Source organism: Candidatus Protochlamydia naegleriophila (assembly GCF_001499655.1).
GTDB classification, from domain to species: Bacteria; Chlamydiota; Chlamydiia; order Chlamydiales; family Parachlamydiaceae; genus Protochlamydia; species Protochlamydia naegleriophila.
On the sequence record NZ_LN879502.1, the window covers coordinates 1,566,997 to 1,589,925 of the forward strand.

The 22,929-nt window shown below is 38.9% G+C and carries 22 protein-coding genes and 2 tRNA genes; 10 read left to right on the forward strand and 14 right to left on the reverse strand.

The features are described from left to right. Positions 1-13: 13 nt before the first annotated feature. Together PNK_RS06520 and PNK_RS06525 are read right to left on the reverse strand one after the other, a co-directional pair. A complete protein-coding gene (locus tag PNK_RS06520) occupies positions 14-1,768 on the reverse strand; it encodes a hypothetical protein (RefSeq protein WP_059061090.1) in 1,755 nt (584 codons plus the stop codon). Between the two features lie 206 nt (positions 1,769-1,974). Beyond that, positions 1,975-2,397, reverse strand: a complete 423-nt coding sequence (locus PNK_RS06525; RefSeq protein WP_032125666.1) for a hypothetical protein — start codon at positions 2,395-2,397, stop codon at positions 1,975-1,977. 261 nt (positions 2,398-2,658) lie between these two features. Between PNK_RS06525 and PNK_RS06530 the strand changes: the two genes are divergently transcribed. Continuing rightward, on the forward strand, positions 2,659-3,204 hold the full coding sequence (locus tag PNK_RS06530) for a MepB family protein (RefSeq protein ID WP_059061091.1): 546 nt from the start codon (positions 2,659-2,661) through the stop codon (positions 3,202-3,204). 342 nt (positions 3,205-3,546) lie between these two features. On the opposite strand, the gene PNK_RS06535 is transcribed toward PNK_RS06530, so the two are convergent. The 3 genes from PNK_RS06535 to PNK_RS06545 all read right to left on the reverse strand — a co-directional run bounded on the left by PNK_RS06535 (position 3,547) and on the right by PNK_RS06545 (position 6,046). Continuing rightward, positions 3,547-3,933 (reverse strand): nuclear transport factor 2 family protein, encoded by a 387-nt coding sequence (locus PNK_RS06535; RefSeq protein WP_032125668.1) that lies wholly within the window; start codon positions 3,931-3,933, stop codon positions 3,547-3,549. A gap of 84 nt (positions 3,934-4,017) precedes the next feature. Continuing rightward, on the reverse strand, positions 4,018-5,175 hold the full coding sequence (locus PNK_RS06540) for a serine protease family protein (protein WP_059061093.1): 1,158 nt from the start codon (positions 5,173-5,175) through the stop codon (positions 4,018-4,020). Between the two features lie 151 nt (positions 5,176-5,326). Next, complete coding sequence (locus PNK_RS06545; protein WP_059061095.1) at positions 5,327-6,046, reverse strand: hypothetical protein; 720 nt, start codon at positions 6,044-6,046, stop codon at positions 5,327-5,329. A gap of 433 nt (positions 6,047-6,479) precedes the next feature. Between PNK_RS06545 and PNK_RS06550 the strand changes: the two genes are divergently transcribed. Further along, positions 6,480-7,013 carry a hypothetical protein gene (locus PNK_RS06550; protein WP_032125671.1) on the forward strand — a complete coding sequence of 178 codons (534 nt, stop codon included), beginning with the start codon at positions 6,480-6,482 and terminating at the stop codon, positions 7,011-7,013. Between the two features lie 152 nt (positions 7,014-7,165). On the opposite strand, the gene PNK_RS06555 is transcribed toward PNK_RS06550, so the two are convergent. After that, positions 7,166-7,915, reverse strand: a complete 750-nt coding sequence (locus PNK_RS06555; protein ID WP_059061097.1) for an SDR family oxidoreductase — start codon at positions 7,913-7,915, stop codon at positions 7,166-7,168. A gap of 230 nt (positions 7,916-8,145) precedes the next feature. Here PNK_RS06555 and PNK_RS06560 point away from each other — a divergent pair, with 230 nt between their 5' ends. The 5 genes from PNK_RS06560 (at position 8,146) to PNK_RS06580 (ending at position 12,576) form a co-directional block, all read left to right on the forward strand. After that, positions 8,146-9,183: a threonine aldolase family protein gene (locus PNK_RS06560; RefSeq protein ID WP_059061099.1), complete on the forward strand. Its 1,038-nt coding sequence runs from the start codon at positions 8,146-8,148 to the stop codon at positions 9,181-9,183. A gap of 255 nt (positions 9,184-9,438) precedes the next feature. Beyond that, on the forward strand, positions 9,439-10,029 hold the full coding sequence (locus PNK_RS06565; protein WP_059061101.1) for a hypothetical protein: 591 nt from the start codon (positions 9,439-9,441) through the stop codon (positions 10,027-10,029). A 239-nt stretch (positions 10,030-10,268) separates the two neighbouring features. Beyond that, positions 10,269-10,703, forward strand: a complete 435-nt coding sequence (locus PNK_RS06570; protein ID WP_158021733.1) for a hypothetical protein — start codon at positions 10,269-10,271, stop codon at positions 10,701-10,703. 378 nt (positions 10,704-11,081) lie between these two features. After that, a complete protein-coding gene (locus PNK_RS06575) occupies positions 11,082-11,669 on the forward strand; it encodes a hypothetical protein (RefSeq protein WP_059061105.1) in 588 nt (195 codons plus the stop codon). Positions 11,670-12,108: 439 nt separating this feature from the next. Then, positions 12,109-12,576 carry a hypothetical protein gene (locus tag PNK_RS06580; protein WP_032125677.1) on the forward strand — a complete coding sequence of 156 codons (468 nt, stop codon included), beginning with the start codon at positions 12,109-12,111 and terminating at the stop codon, positions 12,574-12,576. A gap of 850 nt (positions 12,577-13,426) precedes the next feature. Here the strand turns inward: PNK_RS06580 and PNK_RS13885 are convergent. Beyond that, complete coding sequence (locus tag PNK_RS13885) at positions 13,427-14,524, reverse strand: exosporium glycoprotein BclB-related protein (protein WP_079992844.1); 1,098 nt, start codon at positions 14,522-14,524, stop codon at positions 13,427-13,429. Positions 14,525-15,156: 632 nt separating this feature from the next. Here PNK_RS13885 and PNK_RS06590 point away from each other — a divergent pair. Both PNK_RS06590 and PNK_RS06595 read left to right on the forward strand, forming a co-directional pair. Next, on the forward strand, positions 15,157-16,899 hold the full coding sequence (locus PNK_RS06590) for a GMC family oxidoreductase (protein ID WP_032125678.1): 1,743 nt from the start codon (positions 15,157-15,159) through the stop codon (positions 16,897-16,899). Next, positions 16,883-17,569: an outer membrane protein gene (locus PNK_RS06595; protein ID WP_079992845.1), complete on the forward strand. Its 687-nt coding sequence runs from the start codon at positions 16,883-16,885 to the stop codon at positions 17,567-17,569. Before PNK_RS06590 ends, PNK_RS06595 begins: the two co-directional genes overlap by 17 nt. 301 nt (positions 17,570-17,870) lie before the next feature. Here the strand turns inward: PNK_RS06595 and PNK_RS06600 are convergent, their stop codons facing one another. Further along, on the reverse strand, positions 17,871-18,908 hold the full coding sequence (locus tag PNK_RS06600; protein ID WP_059061109.1) for an acyltransferase family protein: 1,038 nt from the start codon (positions 18,906-18,908) through the stop codon (positions 17,871-17,873). Positions 18,909-19,575: 667 nt separating this feature from the next. On the opposite strand from PNK_RS06600, the gene PNK_RS06605 reads away from it, so the two are divergent. Further along, complete coding sequence (locus tag PNK_RS06605) at positions 19,576-20,232, forward strand: P-loop nucleotide/nucleoside kinase family protein (protein ID WP_032125681.1); 657 nt, start codon at positions 19,576-19,578, stop codon at positions 20,230-20,232. Positions 20,233-20,887: 655 nt separating this feature from the next. Here the strand turns inward: PNK_RS06605 and PNK_RS13890 are convergent. From PNK_RS13890 to PNK_RS06635, 6 genes are all read right to left on the reverse strand, one after another. After that, a complete protein-coding gene (locus PNK_RS13890; protein ID WP_269446510.1) occupies positions 20,888-21,013 on the reverse strand; it encodes an NUDIX hydrolase in 126 nt (41 codons plus the stop codon). A gap of 89 nt (positions 21,014-21,102) precedes the next feature. Further along, the gene (locus PNK_RS13755) at positions 21,103-21,504 is read right to left on the reverse strand and encodes an NUDIX domain-containing protein (protein ID WP_051981991.1); all 402 of its coding nucleotides are present in this window, start codon (positions 21,502-21,504) and stop codon (positions 21,103-21,105) included. A gap of 42 nt (positions 21,505-21,546) precedes the next feature. Further along, positions 21,547-21,666, reverse strand: coding sequence for a GNAT family N-acetyltransferase (locus PNK_RS13760; protein ID WP_079992949.1), 120 nt, complete (start codon positions 21,664-21,666; stop codon positions 21,547-21,549). A 589-nt stretch (positions 21,667-22,255) separates the two neighbouring features. Next, a tRNA-Tyr gene (locus PNK_RS06625) sits at positions 22,256-22,337 on the reverse strand. A 14-nt stretch (positions 22,338-22,351) separates the two neighbouring features. Continuing rightward, positions 22,352-22,424 (reverse strand) — tRNA-Thr (locus PNK_RS06630). Positions 22,425-22,542: 118 nt separating this feature from the next. Then, the gene (locus tag PNK_RS06635; protein ID WP_059061114.1) at positions 22,543-22,872 is read right to left on the reverse strand and encodes an SEC-C metal-binding domain-containing protein; all 330 of its coding nucleotides are present in this window, start codon (positions 22,870-22,872) and stop codon (positions 22,543-22,545) included. Positions 22,873-22,929 lie beyond the last annotated feature (57 nt).

The following is a 22,929-nucleotide window of genomic DNA, read 5'->3' on the forward strand; positions in this document are numbered from 1 at the left end:
CCCGCCAAACTTGTCATGCCTCTTTACCTTTAAACAACATTAAGAATGTAAGCCAAGAGGACATACGATAACCTGGATCTGTATGGAGCACTAGACTGCGGCTGGAATCACCAGCTTCAACCCGATCTAAAGCAAGCATCGAACCAAAAGTCGTCATACCAAGCAAGGCAAACGCAAACTGCAATTTAGAATCTTTAGCAATACTCTCATCATCAATACTGCTCATCTGAGTTAAAAAAGAATAAACTAATGGAAGAAATTCCTTATTTTCGAAAACATTAAAGTATATTTCATTGAATAGACGGCTATTCTTACCTGGCTTAAAGAATTTCTTCAATAAAGTGGAAAATCCAGTCATTCCAACAGTTGCTACCAGGAGAGCTGAAATCGCAATTTGGTCTTGAATCGAATCTGCATCCACTGCTACAGCAATTGTAAAACCTGTCAACCCAAGATACAAAGGAATCGTTATGATGCGATCAACGATGATCGCGGTTCTAAGCCTTCGATCACCCTCTACAATATCTAACGCTTTAAGAATACGGCTGCCCTCTAGTCCCTTCCAACATCCATCTTGGGGGACTTGATTTTTCCTTTTTTGATGTTTTTCAATCTTCGGAGTCAACGCCTGGAATTTCCGCTTTTCAAGATGCTTTGTCATGCTATAGGCGATCCCTACAGGAAGGCCTAAGTAATTCTTATGTTCGTTAAAAATCTCAAAAAGCATATTCAACTCGACAACAACTACGGGGACAGCCTCGACAGCTAGCCTGACTACTTTTAATCCGATTTTTTTCGCACGTGGGTGGGATGGATTGGAAGATGAATTAATGAGCGTTTCTACTTTTTCAAGAATGCGCATAAGCCCTTCCATTCCAATCTCACCCATCCCTGCCCCCATTAAAAGATATCCCAATGTATTGCATATAGGATAAAATTTATCGTTTGGATTCAAATAGGTGTTATTAAAAATCGTTGCGCCAACGCCTAATGCAATCTTGGCAGCATTGTAAAGGATGACTTTCCGGGTGTCTGTAAATAGGGGTTCTAATAAGAGATTGGGGCGCGGCTTCTTGCTTCTTCGCCTCCTAGTGGGTGAAAGAACTGGAAGAATCTCATTCTCGCTTGGAAGAGTCGCCTCCTCCTGGCCGCTGACCGGCTGTTCATAGCTTTGATTAATCGAGTGATCTTCTTCCTGGACATTGATAGAATGCCCCCCTTCCTCAATTTGCTTTTCTTGCTCACCCTCTTCATTCAGGTTAGAAAATTCTTCGCCAAGGCTTTTTATGATTTGAATGCAGTCATTTGTAAGATTGTAGCCAAACCAAGTCGAAATTGCACCATAGAGATTTCTTTGATCAGATTTATCAACATTTAAAGAGGTATTCCAAAGAGCTAAAAACCCCCAAAAAGCAAGACCTGTCGTCGTGTTGTGCACCTGCTGAATGCGACGATAAATGGCATTATTTGGTGATGAAATTGCCTCCAATAGCAGCCGGCCAGATACACCAAGATTGCTCCAGCAAAGGGCTTCTAGAGCAAGATCCGTCGGAGAATCGGAGTCTGGATGCTGATGCTTTTTGACGAGAAAAACGGTCGAAGCAATCAATGAAGTCGTCGTCGCTACACCGATTGTAAGGGGGACAAGCATGGGTTTTATTTTTCGGCCCCAAGATGAAATGGTCGTCCATAGGCTGGATGATGAACTGTCTGGTTGCTCTGTTACAATAGAATGAGTTAAAGGAGTTATTTCGGTCGCAGAATTCATAAAGCTTATTCTCTTTCTAAGTTCCAATGGTTTATTTGATAGATTAGATATTGCTAGACAAGTTAATCTTGCATGAAAAGCCAGCAGTTAAGCCTTTCTATCACTGCTGGCAAGTTTTTAATTTAAAAAGACTATTCGATAATGGGGTAAGGAGATTTTGGATAGTGAGGAACTGACACCCGACTATCTTAGTCCCCTATCTCTCTTTACTTTTTGCCTTTCATTGCGGCATGGCTAGGCTTCAATTTTGCCATAGAAAGATTAGCACCTTTGTATGAGGTTCTTCTCACAGAATTAATCGTTGGATGATAAGCACCTAATCCAGATGGCCCTGGACCAAAATGAATCTGATGACTATTTTTATGTCCTGCACGAACAAGGCTGTTTAAATGAGTTGTTTTTTTAAAAGCTGGTTTATCGCTTGAAGAACCATGCGCCCTGCTGTAGCTATGCTCGACCTTCATAAAGCGCGGCCCAGGTCCAAAGTGAATGCGAGCAGCTGTCGGGATAGCTGCTTGAGTTGCCTCCGATCTTTTAGGGGATTGCGCTTGGTCTCCATATGTAAAATTAGTCAAAAGGGATAGGTAAAATGCCAAAAAGAAACTCGCACTTTTTAAAGCCATTTTCATGATTTCTCCTTTAAAATTATGCATGTTTATGTACACCGTAGCGTGCTCGATAGTGTATGAGCAAAATTGATTAGCTTACATACCGCTGTGAAATCGAGTTATTAGCTAATCAAATAAAAATGATTAAAGCAAGGAAATTTTTGAATAAATTTGAGGAGTGTTCTAAAGCCATTATTATGGTAGGATTATCATTCACTCTTCTCTTGGCTAGCCTCAACAAAAGAGCTATACTGTTAAAACAAGCAACGATAGCTAATTAAAATGAAAGACAGCACTTTTGACTCAAGGCATGAAGATTTACGCATGGCACAGCAATTGGCTTATGCGCCAGCTGGGCTGGTTTGTAAAAACTTCCAGTTGGAAGATGAAAGTAGCGATTACGGTGCTTCAGAATTTGAAGTAAATAATTTCCGGACCAAGTTTCGCATTGGAAAGAAGACTCCTAAGAAAAGCGGCTCTTTTGTTACGCTTTGGAAACGAACCGGGCAAGGACCAATTGCGCCCTGCAGTTTCAATGATCCCATCGACTTCTATGTCGTTAGTGCACGCAATGGCAACGACTTGGGGCAATTCATCTTTCCAAAATCCGTTCTAAGCTATAGAGGAATACTTGCAAACGAAAGCCAAGAAGGAAAACGAGCCTTTCGCATCTATGCCCCTTGGGATCAAACACCGAATCAACAAGCAAAAAAAACAAAAGAATGGCAGTCCCCTTTCTTCATCACCATAGATAAACATGTTGATTTATCTGCCTTTCGGCGGCTCTTTTTCTTAACCAGTCATTCGCATCTTTTTCTCTCGCCATAACAAACGCCTTAACACCTTTTTAAAACAACAAAATCTTAAAAAAATAATGAGCGGTAGTATGAGATATCGCTCGACTGTTTCCAACCTTTCGATCCCCAAATATCTGAAGGCAGCCCCTTTGACATCATTTTATGCTTCGACGAAGAAAAAAACCGGCCCATGTCATGATAGAATTGGATGAACACTCAGCCTTTAGTCTCTGGTGCACACCCAATTACTTTGTTTCAAAGATAGACCTTCGAGAGATTGAATCGCTCTCCTAAAGAGGCAATAGTAAAATTGTAGAGATGAGGCGCTGTCCACTAGCTCTCTTTTTAGGCCAAGTGCGCGCCAGTCAGTAGTCTAACTAAAGTCGACGAGACGCTTAATCTTACCCTGTTCGATTTCATAAATGGAGATGCCTTTGGACTTTATAGTATCTCCTTTTTTCATTCCGTCTGGAAAATCTGACGCTAACACTGCCTCATAGTCAATTTCAACGACCACGAAATCTTTAGCTATTATCCACTTTGTCACAGTCTGTTTTCTCTCGTCGAAAGAAAGAGCGCTCTTACTAGCCAATTCCTTGAGCTCTGCTCTGCCATTACATATGATCTTATCCGAAGCATTGCTAATATGTTCGAATCGGCATCCCTCTGTAAAACAATCAACCATTTCATTGATGTTAAAAGAGTTATAGCAAGTGATATAGTCTTCTACAACTCCTCGCAGCTCTAAGTCGTTTGACATGCAATTCTCTCCATTTATTCATTTTAGATCTAGCCAAGTCACTCCCGCGATTGGGTATGTGATCTGATACCATCTCTTGCTTGGCTAAGGATCGATTGATCTTGCTATAAAGGGAAATTTTTTAAAGGTGAAACTAAAAGATTTGGGCCATTGCGATTCGTTTTTAAACTGACTGATATTGGCATGAAACATCTGTGTAATGTGGGTATAAAAAGCGGCTGCACTTTCTTTGCTATAAGAGGAGGGAGATCCCTTATTATTGTGAATGTTAGCTCTTTCTTTTCCTCCATCAACTAGAAATATTTGATAAGAAAGCGTCGCGACTTTTACAGTTTGGGATTTTCTGGTCTTGGGATTTTGAACCATCTGTTTGATATCAATCTGGATCCCTCTTTCAGCATTGGTGATATGTATTTCTCGCGATTCGCAAACATATCCTTGTTTATCGGGCTTTATGAGTGGGACCCGAACATCTTTCTGCTGGACATAACAGACATTAGATTGAGTTGGACTTAGACATACAGGCAACGATATGGGATTAAACGCCTTATCTAACGGACAAAGATAGGACGAACGCTTGGCCAAGTCTTTAGCCAAAAGAATCTTGCGCTCCTGCCCGCTTTCTCCATAGCACAGCCCAGTCGATTGGCCAAGATGTATGCCAATCAATTGCCCGCTCATATCAAGATAAATGCCTCCCGAGCTGCCAGACCTCGTCCATCCTGTCACAGACGCGCACATCGATCCTGGCGATCCATGGCACTGAGAAACAATAGAGACCCTAAGCCCACTGTCTGCTATTTCCGCAAACAGACACTCTTGATTTGAATTGAAGCTGATCTGTGGAACATAACACGGAAGTTGTTCAGAAAGCTTAAGCAAGCAATAGTCCATTTCTCCGCCATCTTCAATAACCTTTGTCGCAGCCACTGGTTTGTAGCAATATTGATCGCTTGTGTAATGCACCTCGATGCTTTTCATTAATGCATTGAGATTGGCTCCGCAGACCAAACGATTGGATTCTCCGATGAGATGCTTTGGAATCAACACAACATCTGGGCCGATAAATACCGCCATCCCCTTATAAAATCCGCTCACGGATAATGATGCCATGCAATTTTGAGCTACATCCATGGCTGTTTGCCATTTCGGCCACTGTCGATACATGCTATCTAAAGCCCCTGAAATGGGCCGACTGTATTCTAAAGAAGTGTATGGAGAGTAGTAACTGATGCCAAACATATTAACCTCGCGATGGATTTTATTTTCAAAGGCTCGATGGCAACACAATAGTCTTCTCTCAAATTTTAAGGTATTTTTTTCCAGTGGAATACCAAAAAGACTGCAAAAAAGTTATTCGAATAGATTTTAATTCCTCTAAGACAAGCTCACACTATCTTCGAGGTGAGCTTCTATAGTGGGATCGAACATACGTTCCATCTTTTCTGTGATATCCTCTGACAGCAACTGTTTTTGCCCTACCAGTGATTGAGCTGATTTCACCATATCCACTCGATATGGAATTGATAGAATTTGATGCAATTTTGCTAGGTTTAGAAGAAAATAGCTCAGAAGAATTTGCTGAATGGCCAGAGAGAAGATTAGTCTCTTCGCCGATTGCGTTAATTTCAATGCCAGAATCGGTAGCAAACTTCTTTGCATGATACAGATTGAAATAAGAATAGCTTGTATTTGGATTGCGCTGCTCTCTAATCGTTATCTTTTGCGATCCATCAAAAACCAATTTGCATGGACAAGCGCCATAGTCAGCGATTTGTATTTTCCCCCAATACTCATCTCCGACTTGATGAAACTCCAAAACTTTAGTCCCTATTTTTAGTGCGAGAGACCCACTATCGGTTAAATAGCCCGCAAAGGCATTCAAATCCTCAGCCACTAGGTTTATAGCAAACCATTTTTTTTGATCTTCACTCGAAACAAGCCAGCTCCCTTCTAGCGGACTTTTTACTTGCAAAACGAGCTTTTTTTCTTCCTTGCAATCTTCAACGATTACATGATCCTCACTCAATACACTCATCCCGAGCGAGCTGCAACTCGTGCAAGTAGCTAGTAGATAGAAAAGAATTGCCAATCTGCCAATGATCGTTTTCATTTAAAAACATCCATTTTATGTTAATGGCAGAAGAGTATGAATTATAGATCTAATTCTAGCAAGTAGATTAACCCAAAAAGGACAAATCAATTAATAATAATAAATGAATTGTTATTAATAAAACCAAGAGTGGAATAAAAAAATCTTAATCTATATATCTTGAAAAGGTTTTCTATAGCTTAAGTTTTGAGACGCATGGGTCTACATAAGCATCGACTGCAAGGGTTGCTTAAGTCTACTGGATAAGTAACAAAAAACTTTATTAACAAACATAAAAACCCTCATAACAGACTGTGAGACCTCTTTAAAAAAAGAGCCAACTTTGAATTGTTTCTTTTTCTGTATTAAAGTTTGTCCAATCCTCTAGAGAAATATAATGTTGACTTTTTCCTATTACTGAATTAAATTCCCTGCCTAAAAAAAGGCCATTATTATGCAATCCAAGCTAAATAAAACTGCAATTTTATTTTCGTTTTTCTTTAGTTTATTTTTACTACTGCAAACAGCTGATCTTACAGCGGGTGGGTGGGGTAAAAATGATCATATTTGCGAACATGAAGGAACTATTTGGAATGGTGTTTATTTCGATATGAATGGATTAAACTTCTCAGCTTCCATTCCCAATTACTCTGGCACCTCACTTCAAAATGGGATAGTATCCATAAATGGCAATGTAAAAGAGGATGGATATGTGATTATCACCTCTTTTAATTCAGGCTTCACCCCCCAAAAATCTGCTAAAGAATTTGCGAAAATGATTCAAGATGCGAATCCAAACTACCTCGTTAATATTGTCGAATGCAAAAAGCTAGGAGCTAAATACGCTGTGGACATGATTCCAATCAATTCAAACGACACAGCTTTTTGGCGTTTTTTATCGACGAATGATCGACTCATTAAAATGGGTAGTGATGATGCCAACGCCAATCGCAGACTATACTTTTTTGAAAGTATTTTCATTCATTAATCTTCTGGATGACGCTTCAACAGGATTGCTGCTATGGCAATCCTGCCCTGCCATACAATAAAACCTCTTCTATTCCCGTTTATAGTCCTTATACCGTCCCACAAAATTCGACGTAGGCTTTACTCCCTCACTTCCCAAGGATGTAAAATTATTTACCAGGGAAGAGCTTCACTTAAGTGATAAAAACCACCTGTGGGGCCATTTTCTGGCAAAAGTGCTAGTTCTACACTCGTCTTTCCCCCCTCCTCCAAATCTAGCGGTGCATCAGGTCCTCCCATTTCAGTCTTTACCCAGCCAGGATGGGCAGAATTGACCTTAATCTTAGTATGTCTCAATTCATGCGCAAGATGTACTGTAAAAGCATTCAAAGCTGTTTTAGAGGCATCATAGGCAAATAATTTGCCATCGTAAATGGAACTCTTAGGATCAGAATGAAGAGTTAGCGAAGCCAAAATGCTCGAAAGATTCACAATTCTGCCTGCTTCAGAGCGTTTGAGAAGTGGAAGAAGTGTTTGCGTCAGGCTGATTAGATTAAAAAAGTTTGTGTCAAACGTTTTGCGCAAAAGCTCTGCCGGGACTGAGCTTGCCGTGCGCGCATCATTTTCTGCATGATTTTCAAGCAAAACGCCGGCATTATTGATTAAAATGTCGAGCTTACCATAGTTAGTTTCGATGTACTTCCGAATGGCATCATGATCTGAAAGTGTATCGACGTCGAACAAAAAAGGAATGGCAGAAATTCCCCTTGCTTTCAACTCTTCAGCAGCCTCCTCTCCTTTTAATTTATCCCTCGCTCCTAAAATAACAGTTACCCCTTCTTCACCTAATCTTCGAGCTGTTTCAAATCCAATTCCTCGATTAGCCCCTGTAATAAAAGCTATTTTACCTGCGTCTTTATGCATAGAACCTCCCCATTACTTAAAAACATTTTTGAACAATTGGATAATGTTTGCCATCAATATTTTTTTAGAAGGTTCTGCATGAATGAACGTTTGAGAACTTTTGATTGGCAGATTATCTCTTTTAATATAACTTTTCCCTTCTTATAATTAGTCATAAATAAAGCGAATTGAAACCTTTTTATTCTCAATAATACACATCTATTTCTACATAAAAGCTCGGGAGTCATCCAATGATAGGAAAAAGTTTTGCAAGTGATAACTATGCCGGCATTCATCCTCATATTTTAAAAGCCATTCATGATGCCAATGAAGGGCACGCTCAAGCCTATGGAAATGATCGTTATACACAAGATGCGATCGCTTTATTTAAGCAGCATTTGGGCCAGACTATTGACGTCTATTTTGTCTGCAATGGAACGGCAGCAAATGTTCTTAGCTTGAATACCTTACTTAAATCCCACCAAGCCATCATCTGCGCTGATTCGGCTCATATCAATGTAGATGAGTGCGGATCGGCTGAAAAGTACACAGGATGCAAATTGCTTACTGTTGCCACAAAAGATGGCAAGCTTACGGTCGAAGGCATTGCTCATTATTTAACCCTTCGAGGCAATCAGCACAAGGTGCAGCCTAAACTAATTTCCATTTCTCAAAGCACTGAATCGGGCACTGTCTACACGCTAGAAGAAATTAAGCAAATCACAGATTTTGCCCATGCAAACAATCTTTTTGTGCACATGGATGGATCCCGCCTAAGCAATGCCATTGTGAGTTTAAACACAAACTTAGCAGCCATGACAAAAGAAGCTGGCATTGATGTCCTCTCCTTTGGCGGGACAAAGAATGGGATGATGATGGGAGAGGCTGTCATTTTCTTTAATAAAGAACTAGCTGAAGATTTTCCATACATTCGCAAGCAAGGCATGCAGCTAATTTCTAAGATGCGGTTTATCTCCACACAGTTTATCGCTCTGCTAAAGGATGATTTATGGCTCAAAAATGCTCGTCAAGCGAATGCGATGGCGCAACTTTTAGCAAATGAGATAAAAAAAATTCCGGCTATCAAATTAAGTCAGGAACCCCAAGCCAATGCCGTCTTTGCTTGCCTTGACCCCAAACTCATTCCTCTCTTGCAGGAAAAGTATTACTTTTATATTTGGAATGAAACGCTGTCTGAAGTGCGTTGGATGACGTCTTGGGACACAACGGCTGAGGACATTCAGAACTTTGTCGCCTGCATCAAGCAAACGCTTCAATCACACTCTTAGATTAGGGTGTGTCAAATCATAATGGCTGCGTTCAAGATTTGAAACGTTGTTTTAGATCTATCAGTCCCTCAGGAATCGATAGTCTAAAACAACTCATGACTTGTACACTTATAGCATGCAACTTAGCCTACAGTCCTTACGGCATAGTACTAGCGCTGATAAAAACATTACACGTATACATTTTAAATCCATCCTGTTAATTTAATTAATTAAAAACCATTAACTTATTTCAATAACAATAATTTAAAGAAGACAATGATAAGATTATTTGCATTTCTGGGATTGCTGTTAACTCATCAAGTTTTTGCTGCTATAGTTACTTATGAAGAGGCTTTTCACGACCTGTCCACGACTCCTGTATCTCAGCTTGATTTCAATATCAGCAAACTGAATGCCTCTTTGAATAATGAAGCAGATGGAATTAAGAGAAAGCGGAAAATAAGCTATTCAAAAAAAGATGATGAATTTGACTATTCTTTCGAGTTATCCGTTTCTGTTTACGATGTTCAAGCGGTCAACTGTTTTAAAGACCTGATCAATCCAAAGTTGATCCATTGTGAAATCACGCTATCTTCCGATTACACTAATAGCCATTTGCACGAGAGAGTGAAAAGAAATAAAGAACTCTATCAAGAGATTCTGAATGCTGCCAAATCGATCATTCATCGCTCTTTTGAGCCTGCTTATCTTAAAGTCACCATAAAAAAGGAGAAAGAGAAAAAAATAGACGATCCTACCTTTGCAAACATCGATATAGATTTTCTAAGATTGCTTCCGATTGATTACGAAGTCTTAGTCGTATGGGAGAGCGGCATCCCCTTTTATCAAGATGCCTTTTTCCATTAAGGCAATCCTTTTTCTTTGGTTAAAATATTTTCTTTGACAAGAAAGCGTCAAAAAAAAATAATTAAAAATCATAAACATATCAAGCAGAAAATCACATTTTCAGCGCTCCAACCATGCTGGCCCATACCCCTCTTCAACGTGTTGCTTTTTCTAACTATCGAAACAGACTGGAAGTCATACTCAAGATTCTCTTGAGTCGTGAATTGGCTGATTCTTTATTAAACCAACAGGAGGAAGAAATGAAAAAATTAGCTTTTTCTCTTATCGCATGCTTAGCATTTACGCAATCTACGTATGCTGCGACTTCGGCTCTCACTGAAAGTTTATTGGAATACGAGGCAATTACTTCTACCATAGGCACAAATCCTAATTTTCAAGATATCATTAGCCCAAACGAATTTATTATTGATATCAAGAGAATCACGCGCCGTGTCGATATTACCGGACTAGTCAAATATGCAATCGTGACACGCGTCATAGATGGAGTGGGAGACCAAAGCTCGTCCGAAAGACGCAAGCACAGACATCACCACAATAATACATACATTGCAACGCTTGATGTTTCACCAAATCCTGGAATTGGGCCCAACATTGTGACCGTTTTGAGCATTACGCAAAGACATCGTCAAATGAATACCTATTTTGATACAGATCTTCCAGATAATTCAAACTAATTCGTATGAAACCTCCTTGCCGAGAACCATCTAACGGCAAGGAGGCAAAGCGTATAAAGACTCCCTCTATTCACATTCACATTCACATTTCCAAATTGCAAGCATTCAAATGTATAATCTTCACATTCAAAGTTAGTCAGCTACTGAAGTTTTATCGTGATCCTGACAATCCATCCCCACTCTAAATTTTTGAAAATCTCCCAAGAGCCCATCTACATGGATCTATTTAAAATTAAGAAAGGATGATGAATCCCCTCTTTGAGACTCTTCTCAGAAAACATAAAGATATTGAAAACAAATTTAAAATTTAACTATAGAGACTTAGGCGACCGAAAAAAAATTGACGAACAAACGGATTCAAAATTTAAGGAGAGAGTGATGTTGGTTTTACAAAATGCATATAGACGCGTTTTCTTTCTGTTTTTGCTCATATGTGGGCCATCGCTTGTGTATAGTGATAATTGTGCGCAAGATTATGGAGTACTCGATCAAAAAAAAGAAGGTGATTTAACTGACCAATCGAGAAAAAACTGCAAAAAACATAAACAGTTGTCTTATTATTTATACATAGCAGACTTTGTAAGAAGTTTTATTGAAATACCCACCTCTAATGTTACAGTTGACAGTACAACACTATCTTCTAAATATTTAGCAGGAAGAGCACCGATTTATAACACGCGAAATGAAAAAGTGGGAACATGCTCCGCTTCATTTTTATGCATGCAAAATGAAGATGGCATATTTACAGATATCTCTAATTATTTATCGGTTGACAATGGGCTCATCGTCACCTGGTTCACGCCTACCACCCTAATCAATTTGGAATTAGACAGCATTCTCCATTCGATGGTTACCGAATGCATTGTTAAAGCGTCCACTAAAGTTGGTTTTAATCCCTTTTATGGAAAAACATTCAATATGATTGTTTCGTCTGATGATCAAAAAAATATATTTCAAATTGTCTAAAATATAATCGAATCAAAAAGAATAAAATTTTTCCGCAAAGAATAGTGGCAAACTTGCAAGGCTTGCAAATCAAACCACCCACTCGACAGCATTTATGGACTTGATGAACAAGTTTAATTTTTTGTTCACTCTTGTCCATAAGCGCCTAGTTACATGGGTCAAATATCTCCAGTAACATTTGCAAAGTAAGCAGCAAAGAAGAATTTAGATCTGTTTTCTCCCCTTCTTTCATACTCTTTCTATGCTATTGAATGCACCAAACCTTGCAAACGAATTACGGCGCACTATTTAACAGAGCAGGAACATTGCTTGGTGACTCGCACAATCTTAATCAAAAATATTTTTTACACAAAAAGCTAGAATATTTTTTTCCTTTTCCTTAGGATTCAATTTTCCAGGGATAGAAATTTTCAACCAACAAAGAGAGGATGAAAAAAATATGAAACGTATTTTTTTAGGACTTACACTTTTACTTTCAACACAAGTTGTTGATGTTTTTGCCAATGATAATCAAGCTGCTGAAACATTTGAAATACAACAAGTCAATGAGCTAAATGAAGCCCGCTCTCGCAGGAATGATGACAAAATCCTTCCACGTGTAGGGAAAACCATTTTTTCTACATCAAGTGCTGCAATATTCGCGGATGGCACAATTACCAACACCGACTCAACTCTGACTGTCCTCAATAAAGGTCAGGGCCTTGCTAGAATTAGCATTGGGAGTTTATTTGGCGTACATGAGTTTCTTATAGGGCGAGTTGGAAATGAATATTTTGGAACGAGCGTTGACCGTGAAGGGACCATTGTTTTGGAACGAGTCAGCGATAAGCATCTAGAAGTCACCTTGACTCGCATAGTTGATGCGACTAGTTTACCCATTCAAGTTCGTATAAGATTCCGCCTATAATTTAAAAGCGAAAAATCCCGGCTCATGAGTTGTACAACTCATGAGCCGATGATCATCTATCTTCCCCATTAGAAGCCTGTTGTTTGATTACCCGCTATAAGTTCATGAGCATGTCAGCTTTCGAATGATCTATGGAAATATCAGCTATTAAGCAAAATAGGGGTAAAGCCAACTTTCGCATATCCTTATAATTGAACAATATATAATTCTGTGTCATTTAGATATCTTAAAGCCATCCAAGAAATGCTTCAATTGGGCATCCCCCTCGAAACATAGATCGAGATCGCTAATCGCTTACTGGGGGCTCTAAAATCAGTCGGCCTAAAGGCCTCTAAAAAATACGCGTTCATTTTACTTTATAGACGTTAACAAAAAGCGGGCTTGGATAGGAATAATTAAGCTTGATTGATTTCCATCAAGCAGTCTGTGCTTGGATGCAGATGTTGTGAGAGGCCTTTAGGCCGGCTGATTTTAGAGCCCATACTGAGCGATTAGCGAACTGTGGGTAGCGAGATAAAGAACAAGAAGAGCTTGAATAGCAACTGATTGCCAATTACTTAGGACAGTTGGCTTTACTCCTTTCTATAAAGCAGGGATTCAGAATTAATGCAGAGATTTTGCTGTCTACTTGCACTTCTTTTCATTCATCATTTTCTCTGATAGCGCAGCATTCAAGTTCCAATAAACGGGATCGAAGGTTATTTCTATAATAATCAATACTACACGCCCCTTAGCAAGACTTCTTCACAGAACCGCAATTTAGATAATCTATTAGCTCTTAAAAAAAAGCACGCCTAAAGCCATTATCATAGGCTTAGACGTGCTATGCTGATCCTAAACAAGCAGAGAATTAGTTAATTGTCACACCAGCACTCGCAAAACCCGTCACAGTGTTGATAAGCGTGACCCCGGTTGCTGTAATGGTGTATACCATCAGCAAACGCGTTTGTGCAGTCACAGGTATGCTCAAACCAGTCGTAATGCCGCTGCTAATAGTACCAATAGCTACTACGCCTGTTAATGGAGGGGTTAAAGTGACAAGCGCACCAGGAACAGGAGCAAAGGTATTGTTAGGTGTTGGAGAACTGTACAGTTGCGCTGTAATCGTGACAGTAGTGCCCACTAAGGATAAAGCGACTGTGTTAGAGAAATCAGCCGAAATGGAAGTGATTGTTCCATCGCGCGGCATCGAAAAGGCGAAATCATTGATCAGCGTTTGATCGATAAGCCCACCTGTGAGCGTAACACCGGTTAAAGAACCTCCAAAACCTAATGTGGATCCTGTTCCCACCAAACCACCAGCAATGGAAGTCATGACAATAGGTGTGCCAGAAGCATAAGGAATGATTGCGCCGGCGCCAGCTACCCCTGGAGCTCCAGTTGCTCCTGTAGGCCCACTAGTTCCAGTAGCTCCGGTAGGACCTATCGCCCCTGGAAGCCCAGCAGGGCCTGGTATCCCGGCCGGTCCCGTCGGTCCTATTGCCCCTGCAGGGCCTGTTGGACCTGTTGCCCCGTTACTCCCCCCGCAAGAGCCATGTGGATGAAAGTATTGTTCCAACTTATGCAAACCATTCTCATTAACTTCAATAAATGAAGAATCAATATTTTCGTTGATTTCAATATATGTAGAATCAATATTGTCATAAGGATTTGAAACTGCCTGAATCGCCGTTTTATCTTCATCAAGCAAATAGGCGGTATTTTTTTTGACTTCCCCTTCGGCATTCATCTGCTGTTTTAAAATCAAATTGTGTTCTGGCAAGTAATATAAAGAAATTTCTCTTCCATCGAGGGCTTCTTTCTTGATCAGAAGATTAAAGTTCTCCGGCGCACTATTAAAGGCTTCGAGAGCTTCTTGAAGTTTTTCTTTATTACAATCTTCAGCACAAACAGCATTTGTTAAGAAACAAAGATTTGCTGCAAAAAACAATGATCTAAGATGGCTCATAGTCTCTCCATGTTAACTTTCGAACCCTTATAAAGTATTTTTAATTAAAAAAAACACTCAAAAAATTTTTTAGTCTTTTTTTCAAAAAATCACATTACACCCTCTCAAAATCATCAGTACAGTTACGTAAAGCAAATCGCTTTCAAACGGCTATTTTATACCTAAAAGCTATACTCGAGCTAACTCATTTGATAGCTTCTTAACTCTGCTATAAATTCAACAATAGCAGATGGCATCTCTTTTTTTTAATAAGTTGCAAATGATGAATAAAAAAATTGATTGAAAAAAGTTAAAAAAACCGTCCCATTAGCGTCCCGTTGCGGGATTTAAGCTAACTAGACTGTGTGAAGAAAAGGCTCTAGAAAAGGTTTGGGGGCCGTTGGACGCAGAACTTTTAACTGGTTAAGATAACTCTAAGGCTTGTGAAATACAGTGGTAAAGATCGCATGATAAGAATGAATGCTAACAAACTGAAATTGGCCTATTTCGATTTAGCAGCACCATTTTACGCCAATTCTCTAAAATTATTCAATTGTGTAGCTCATAAAATTTGACAACAAAAAATTTTCTTTTGACAACAAAACACTTTCTAATGATAGTCCTCTTGAAAAGTGGGCCGGGAGGAATCAACTGTGAAAATAAAATTTATTATTCTCGCTTTAGTAACTGCTACAATTAATCTTTTTGCCGATCAAAGTTCTCCTTATAAATGCAGAATGTCGGGAAATGAATTAGAGGCTGATATCATAGTAATAGGTGGTGGTGCAGCAGGTTGCATACTGATGAGCGAGTTATCGGAGAATGGTCTCTTTTCAGTATTAGGAATAGAAGGGGGACTAAATTTAACAAATGATCCAGCAATACAGCAAGTGGGCCTCCCAGCATTTCTATTGCCTGCGACAGGAAGGGCCCAGTATTTTTGGCCTGGATGGACTCAATCCTTACCAATGCCAGGACTCAATGGGCGAACAAGTGATTGGACAACAGGAATGCTATTGGGCGGAGGCTCATCAATTAATGGATTATACTATGGCCGAGGCTCGAATACCATGTATTCGCGATGGGAAGAAGTTTCCGGCAGCGCCAATTGGAGTCTAGATAACATTCTGAAAACCTTCAAGGCCCTTGAAAACTACCAAGGATTGGCAGTTACACCAAGAGCACGAGGAGCTAACGGTGCTGTCAATGTGCTACAGACACCTACAATGTCGCAGGTAACATCGCAAGTCCTATTACCTGCATCACAAGCAGCGTTTCCTTTTCTTCCAATAGTAGCGGACTATAATAGCCCAGGTGTACAGAACTGCATCGACCCTCGTGCACAATGGTTTATTGACCCTACCGGTACAAAACGAGTGAGCAGCGCAACAGCCTATTTAAATAGCAGAGTTATGACGCCAGAAGGTCAAGGAGTTAATGGACACAAACTGTTTATGCTCTTCGATTCGGTAGCTGTGAAAATAATATTCGACAAACATGGACGGGCCAAAAAAGTAAGATATGTAAAAGATGGTCAAATCTTTCAAGCAAAAGCTCGGAAAGCCGTTGTTTTGACAAGCGGGATCAACAGTAGCAAACTGTTACAGCTTTCAGGCATAGGTCCGTCTCAAGTCTTGAAGAATGCAGGGATTAAACCCGTTTTCATTAATGAGAACGTAGGAAAACATCTCCAAAACCACCCGCTCATCTTTATTACAATGTTAGCGGATCCAAAACTTAGTGGCATACCATCTGGAGCTCCGTATGCATTTACTATCAATAATGTCTACTTGCCTGTCGTAGGTGGTAATGCCAACGACCCACGAATGCTGCAGATCTTGTTCGAATACATACCTGCTACCGAAAAGACACCTCCACTATTAGCGATTGGATTTGACCTTTTGAATCCACTGAGTGAAGGTAGTGTCACAATTCAAAGTGATAACCCGTTTCAGATAGCCGCAGCGGACGACGGTTTTTACCAAGATCCTTTAGATCTCGCGAATATGAAAAGTGCTGTCTCGGTCTATATTCGCGCTCTCTTAGAGCAACTAAATATCTTGTACCCATTTCCATCGCCTTACTTTAGACCTATTTTAAGTGATCCGATCAACTTAGTCATCCTTTCCAATTATAATGACGAAGTGGTTGAGCAGTACGTGAAAAACAACAGCAATCTATCACTAGATATACACCACTTTGTATCTCATTGTAAAATGGCACCCCTGGACGCTGGAGGTGTTGTAGATGGCAACACACGTGTTTATGGCACAAAGAACGTTTTTGTAGCGGATAACTCTATCTGTCCGGTGATTCCTGACATTAATACTACAGCACCAGCTATGATGATCGGATTACGGACTAGTAAAATCCTAAAACATGTCTTACGTAAATGAAAATAACAGTGAAACAATCAAAATGAAAAAAAATATTTTATTTCTTTTAATGCCACTCTTTTTTTTCATAGTAGCTCATACACAAGCTCAAGAAGGGAGAGTTCAAGACTTCTGCTATTATGAGGGCAACTGCTATGTTAATAAGGCGAATTTCTATGGCAAATTTTTGACAGGTGCTAATTTTCTGCAAAATACAACAATCAATAGAAATAAATCTACATATCAAACAGGGTATATTATTGCGGGTTATTTGGGGTATTGTTGGCGTAATGGCTTGCGTTTGGAAGGTGAATATGCTTATAGAAGAAATGCTATAAGGAAAATCCATTTCTTTGGAGAAGATTCTTCCAAGCATGGATATTTCCAAGGGTCTTCGTGTATGGCCAACCTATTATGGGATTTGTCTTTATCTTCTTTGGGATGCGCATTTTGTAATATTCAGCCTTTTATTGGAGCTGGCATTGGTTATGATTTCCAACAAATGCATTCGTCAAATTCTCGTATTGTTTTTAAGCAAAAATGGAACCATTTTTCTTGGCAATTGATGACTGGATTAGCTTATCCAATCTTCCGCAATGCAAAGATTACTCTGGAATACAAATTCCATCAGGGAAGCTGTCTTTTCTATAGCCACTCTGTCGGAGTTGGACTCACATATAAATTTGGCTAATGTTGGAAGGAATGGAGTGAAAAGTGGAGCAATTGCACCTATTCAGAACTTTGACTGAGAAAGTCATAAACTTATTTATACATTTTTCACGAATAAATTATCTGAAATTTGTTGAAATAAGTTCTTTTCATTCCATGGCAAGTATGGAGTATTGCAATTCGCGAAAGCCGTCTTCCTGGCCAGCCAATTTCTTCTTTGCACTCAAACAAACTACACTCTAACCTATTTTGCAGGGGTCAGCTCACGAAACAGGAAAAATTCGGAAGTTAATAAATTTGGATTATTAAAGAAATAATGTTTCTTAACGTGCAAATTTTTCCGTTTCGTGAGCTGACTCCTGCCAACCAAATTTTTGGCCCAAGAAAAAAAATCGTGTATAGGAATTCTTTCTTAATACCTTCTCGGTTAAGATGGGTAGCAAAATGCCTAGCAGTACTGAAATCGCGAAAAGCGGAAAATGGTCAGCAACCCCCATTTGTTGCAAAATAATGCGGCTTCCTGAGGTAAAAAAAGTGTGAAATAAGAAAATAGAATAGGCAAAGTTTCCAATATAAGCGAGCCATTTGAGCTTGAGTTGGCTTTTGATGTAAAAGAGACATATCATCCCTGAAAAGCCTTCGATGAGATTTAAACGATAAGATAAAAAATATTGAAAATCAACCACTTTGAACCATGTCAGCTGCTGAAATGTAAAGCTCATCAAGAAGATAAAAAAGAGTGGAAAGATGCGCTGCCACTGAAAAAAAATGGTGGCAAATCTCTTTAAACCTATGCCAAGCAAAAAAAATGGAAAGAGATAGAGAAAATTAGTGAAACTAAAAAGTTTCACATGCAGCGGAAATGAATTGACTAAAAATGCTGCTGCAAAGCAAAGCGCCCATAAACAAAATGAGTTCAAAGGGATCCTATTTTCTACGCAGCCAATCGTTATCAGCATTAGCGTAAGAGCCTGTAAAAACCAAAATTGCGCATAAGGATAGAAATATATTGACCAAAGACTGCTGAAGTTGGTTGGATGATGGACATAAGGCACGACGCTAACGATGATAAATTGCAACGTTCCCACGCAAAAGAAGGGCACTAAGATGCGGCGCCCCTTGCCAACGATAAACTTGTATAGCTCTCCTTGTCGCACTGGTTTAAGTGCATAGACGAATCCTGCAATGGTTGTAAAAAGAGGCAGCCGCAAATATTGCAGGGAAAAATAGGCGAAACGATAATAGGAGTCATCGGAGATCTTCAACCCATACTCTCGAGAGGCTCCAATGGCGTGACCGATCACAACTAAGAGGATTGCTAGTCCTCGTAAGGTTTCAATATTTTCATCTTTCGTTTGCATTCTAGAATTCCATTTCTATTTCAGCCAGTGCATATCTTCGATCTTTTTTCCAAAAAAAGAACGTAGCAAGAAAGGAAATTTTAGCAAATGCATATGTAGAAAAAAGGGCAATTTAAAACCCATATGCAGAAAGTTAACTATACAAATTGTTTAAATAATTAAGTATTAAAAAAACTCCATTTCTGGAGTTTGGATGAATTTCACTTGCTAACGCTCATAAAATCAGTTCAAATCAAAGCTATATATTCATAAATTAATAGATTTAACTAAAAGAAGCTTTTCAAAAAAGCGATCATGGGTTGGAATTTTTGTTACTAGGAGCCTATCCTAAAAATAGACAAATTTAAATTATTTGATTAGACTCTTAAGTAAAAATTTTGCCTTCTCATTGAGTTTATCCATTAATCTCAAAAATAACCATTAGATGCTCTCCCCTAGATGCTCCCCATTGAACGGGTTGGACGCATTCAGAACTTTTGATTGGGAAAATCATAAATTTATTTTCACATTTTTCACGAATAAATTATCTGAAATTTGCTGAAATGAGTTCTTTTCATTCCATGGCAAGATGGAGTATTGCAATTATCGAGCAGCAAGGATAAAATCATCTACAGCAATTTCTTATTTTTCAATATGTTAAGTGATTATATTTTTTAGGATTTTTTTATTGTTTTCAGCTCTTAGCTGCTCGACATCATTAATATCTTCCTCCATCGAAGAAAATAGTTATAGCTCTGAACTGGAACAAGAAATTACCCATGAGTTTAAAAATAATTTTAAAGCCAGGACTCAAAAACAGTCTATTTTGATTTTAATTGGTGGATTTCAAGGCTCTGGAAAGTCATCCTTAATAACACGCATTAAAGAAATATATGATACCAATGTTATTTCAACTGATTCCATTCGTCAAAGCCTTTTTGATAGAGGAATAAAAGTTTCATCAGACTTTTCAAAATATGTAAGCAATATATCTGATAATCTCGTTAAGAAATCTCTAAAAATCAACTCAAATATTATCTTAGACGCAAATTCACATTCTAGACGAATAGCGGAAATGGGGAAACTATTAAGAGAAAACAATTCTCACTATTCAACAGTGAAAATATTTTTAAACGCATCTGAGGCAACTCTTAGAGAGAGAATCAAAACTCGGAAACCTATATCAGGTTGTTACCAAGGAACTGAAAGCGATTTAGAAGCTGCTCTTTCATCAACAAAGATTGACTTTGAAGATTATGATTTGATTGTGGATACGGATAAGTTGAGTCAAAGCAATGTTTTTGAGTTAGTTAATGATTTTATTTTCTCGTATTTCAGGCAATAACTCCCTAGGTTTTATTAGGATTGAAAATAAATAAGCTTATGAAGGCCAATCATTTTGTAGATATATTCCATTCTCAAATTTTTTTTCATTATCTGCTTATACTATGCCATCTTTTCTAAGGTCGCAAACCAAATCTGAATGCAAGGCTGTGAATGCAAGGCTGATTGATTAGTATTTCCTGTTTCTGGATAACCAAGAGCGGTTTAGTGCCTAATACTATTTCACCAACATACTTTGCGCCTGCATCCTGCTCAACCATGCTATTGTGTGATGTTTGCTATTCATATAAGCCTTCGGGCCCCCTATTGTCCATGTTCAACAATGAAATGAACAGGGATACAATTGTCAATAGCCCATTCACAGTTTACCTCCACGCCCAATGCACACCTCCATGCGCAGCAATCAGTACTGGGGCATTTTGTGCGAATGCTTGATTTACCCCTTTGAGTACTTGAATCATGAAATTTCGTACCGGATCTTTGGCTTCTAGATAAGTCCTCTTTCCATATTAGGCCAGAATACTCACCAAGCTCTTCTATTTCGCAAGTGATATGAGCTGGGAGATCAACTTTGTCTTCTGTTGAAATATTATGATCTGTTTGTCTATGACGAATAAAATAAAATTATTTTTTTAAAATCATTGCATCCACCCAGATTATGAATAAAAATTCCCTTCCATAACAGCTTTTAAGGCCGTAGCATTATAATCCACCATATTTACAGGTAATGAATCCAATGAGAAAAGGTCTATGCGCTCACATTTATTAGGTTCTTTATTCATGATACTACCTTTCCACGAAGCACATTCGAAAAAGATATCTACATTAAGTCGGTTGGTTTTTCGGTGCATCACGTGAACAACTTTTAGTTTTAATGGTTCGATCGGAATCCCAATTTCCTCTCATCGCAATAACCTGTATTTCTTCTTAAATGCAGCAAAATTTTGTCTTCTTGTTTCAAAATTAGATAAGCATTGACACTGGCGCCTATACGTTTTTTGACTGTCAGTCTTCGATAATGTGCATAGGCTTCTTGACCACCAATCATAATAGGTATCATCTCCATTTCCTCAGATGAAACCCATCGATATTCTTGATGTTTCGAAGACAGTCGAACTTCTGGTCTTATAGCTACTTTAATACGGAATAAATGGTAGACATAATCAATTTCTGGTTTTCGAATATAAAGAGATCCAACCGACTGAATTTGTGAAGAGTCAATCGAAATCGAAGTTTCTTCAAAAAGTTCGCGAATCGCGCCTTGAAAATTCAATCTTGAAGTCCATTTTTTGATAAAACTCTGGGGCTTGAAAACTCATCGTTTCCACAAAAGCAAATTAACATCTTCGTTTTTTTCCGGCTCCACTGCATGATTCATTAATCGACGTGCAATACCCTGTCCGCGATAGCTTTCTTCTACGAAAAGATACGTGATGTGAAGCTGCTTCTAGAATAACTGTACAAAAATGGCACCAACAAGTTCACCATTATCGAAAACTTCAAAAGAAAGCGGATCTTCATTAAGGCCATCAATTCCTGTCACTTTTATTGCTTAATTAGGAGAATCCTTATCCTCAGGGAATAAGTATTTTAATGCCCCTTCTTTAATCATTCGTTGAATATCTTTTGTCTGAGCCTTAACAGTAGTAGAATTGCGTCTTATAAAATATGAATAGGCTGCATTCTTACCTAATGTGTTAGGCGCTTGATAAGGCCTCGTTTGACCTCCAGGACACCAAACTACTAGAATCATTTTTTCTTGAAAAACGACAAGCGCAACTATTGGATGATATTGGGATGTAACCGGCAACTTAGATTGGTTAATTCCTTTTGAATTTCATCGATTTTATTAGTTTATAAGTCGATTGGAGGAAAAATCAGTTGGCCTTTATCCTCCTTTATTTCTAAACTAATTTATTCAATCGATAGTGTAGCAGAAAAGTTGGACAGGGGTTGGACAAAAAGTGTCTATCAAAATTTTTTTCTGATTAGCAACTGTATATAAGTCTTTGATTATGAGGGAATGGGGGCGGCTGGACTCGAACCAGCGGAGACGTGAGTCGAGGGATTTACAGTCCCTTGCAATTGCCACTATGCGACACCCCCTTATGGGAAACAAATGCTGGCAGTAGGACTTGAACCCACAACCGTCCGATTACAAGTCGGGTGCTCTACCAGTTGAGCTATGCCAGCGTTTGAAGGGATATTTATAGCAAAAGGTCTTTTTTTTTCACAACAATTTTGTTAAAAAAAATAAAAATAATCCAGAAATCACCTCCAAAAATACCCGTGGAGGTGATTTTTATTCGATCTATTTTTCGCTATTTTCGTTTTCTTTCACTATATATTGCTCAGAACTTGCAGGAACTGGCGGCTTCTCATCGGTGTGAATGGCAGAACCGAATGAGCGCTCCATCAAACTTGTATAATCTACTGCCGGTTTTTGCTTTTCTTGCATTTGCTCTACAGGCTGCGCTTTGGCTATTCCGCCACCGCTTAAAACCTTAGCCGTAAATTTGCGTTTGCCTGTAGGCGTCATGCTAGTCCGTTTCTGTTGCTCTTTTTGCATACAGCAATTCTTATATTTTTTCCCCGATCCGCATAAACAGGGATCATTTCTTCCGATTTTTTCTGTTGTCATATATCCTCTCATGGCTAGGTGTGAATCTCTTTAAATTCATCTAAATTTTTGAGCATT

Excerpts from the sequence above, each read along its gene's own strand:
- PNK_RS06520 (WP_059061090.1), bottom strand. The coding sequence starts at position 1,768 with ATGAATTCTGCGACCGAAATAACTCCTTTAACTCATTCTATTGTAACA.
- PNK_RS06525 (WP_032125666.1), bottom strand. The coding sequence starts at position 2,397 with ATGAAAATGGCTTTAAAAAGTGCGAGTTTCTTTTTGGCATTTTACCTA.
- PNK_RS06530 (WP_059061091.1), top strand. The coding sequence starts at position 2,659 with ATGAAAGACAGCACTTTTGACTCAAGGCATGAAGATTTACGCATGGCA.
- PNK_RS06535 (WP_032125668.1), bottom strand. The coding sequence starts at position 3,933 with ATGTCAAACGACTTAGAGCTGCGAGGAGTTGTAGAAGACTATATCACT.
- PNK_RS06540 (WP_059061093.1), bottom strand. The coding sequence starts at position 5,175 with ATGTTTGGCATCAGTTACTACTCTCCATACACTTCTTTAGAATACAGT.
- PNK_RS06545 (WP_059061095.1), bottom strand. The coding sequence starts at position 6,046 with ATGAAAACGATCATTGGCAGATTGGCAATTCTTTTCTATCTACTAGCT.
- PNK_RS06550 (WP_032125671.1), top strand. The coding sequence starts at position 6,480 with ATGCAATCCAAGCTAAATAAAACTGCAATTTTATTTTCGTTTTTCTTT.
- PNK_RS06555 (WP_059061097.1), bottom strand. The coding sequence starts at position 7,915 with ATGCATAAAGACGCAGGTAAAATAGCTTTTATTACAGGGGCTAATCGA.
- PNK_RS06560 (WP_059061099.1), top strand. The coding sequence starts at position 8,146 with ATGATAGGAAAAAGTTTTGCAAGTGATAACTATGCCGGCATTCATCCT.
- PNK_RS06565 (WP_059061101.1), top strand. The coding sequence starts at position 9,439 with ATGATAAGATTATTTGCATTTCTGGGATTGCTGTTAACTCATCAAGTT.
- PNK_RS06570 (WP_158021733.1), top strand. The coding sequence starts at position 10,269 with ATGAAAAAATTAGCTTTTTCTCTTATCGCATGCTTAGCATTTACGCAA.
- PNK_RS06575 (WP_059061105.1), top strand. The coding sequence starts at position 11,082 with ATGTTGGTTTTACAAAATGCATATAGACGCGTTTTCTTTCTGTTTTTG.
- PNK_RS06580 (WP_032125677.1), top strand. The coding sequence starts at position 12,109 with ATGAAACGTATTTTTTTAGGACTTACACTTTTACTTTCAACACAAGTT.
- PNK_RS13885 (WP_079992844.1), bottom strand. The coding sequence starts at position 14,524 with ATGAGCCATCTTAGATCATTGTTTTTTGCAGCAAATCTTTGTTTCTTA.
- PNK_RS06595 (WP_079992845.1), top strand. The coding sequence starts at position 16,883 with ATGTCTTACGTAAATGAAAATAACAGTGAAACAATCAAAATGAAAAAA.
- PNK_RS06600 (WP_059061109.1), bottom strand. The coding sequence starts at position 18,908 with ATGCAAACGAAAGATGAAAATATTGAAACCTTACGAGGACTAGCAATC.
- PNK_RS13890 (WP_269446510.1), bottom strand. The coding sequence starts at position 21,013 with ATGAATAAAGAACCTAATAAATGTGAGCGCATAGACCTTTTCTCATTG.
- PNK_RS06635 (WP_059061114.1), bottom strand. The coding sequence starts at position 22,872 with ATGACAACAGAAAAAATCGGAAGAAATGATCCCTGTTTATGCGGATCG.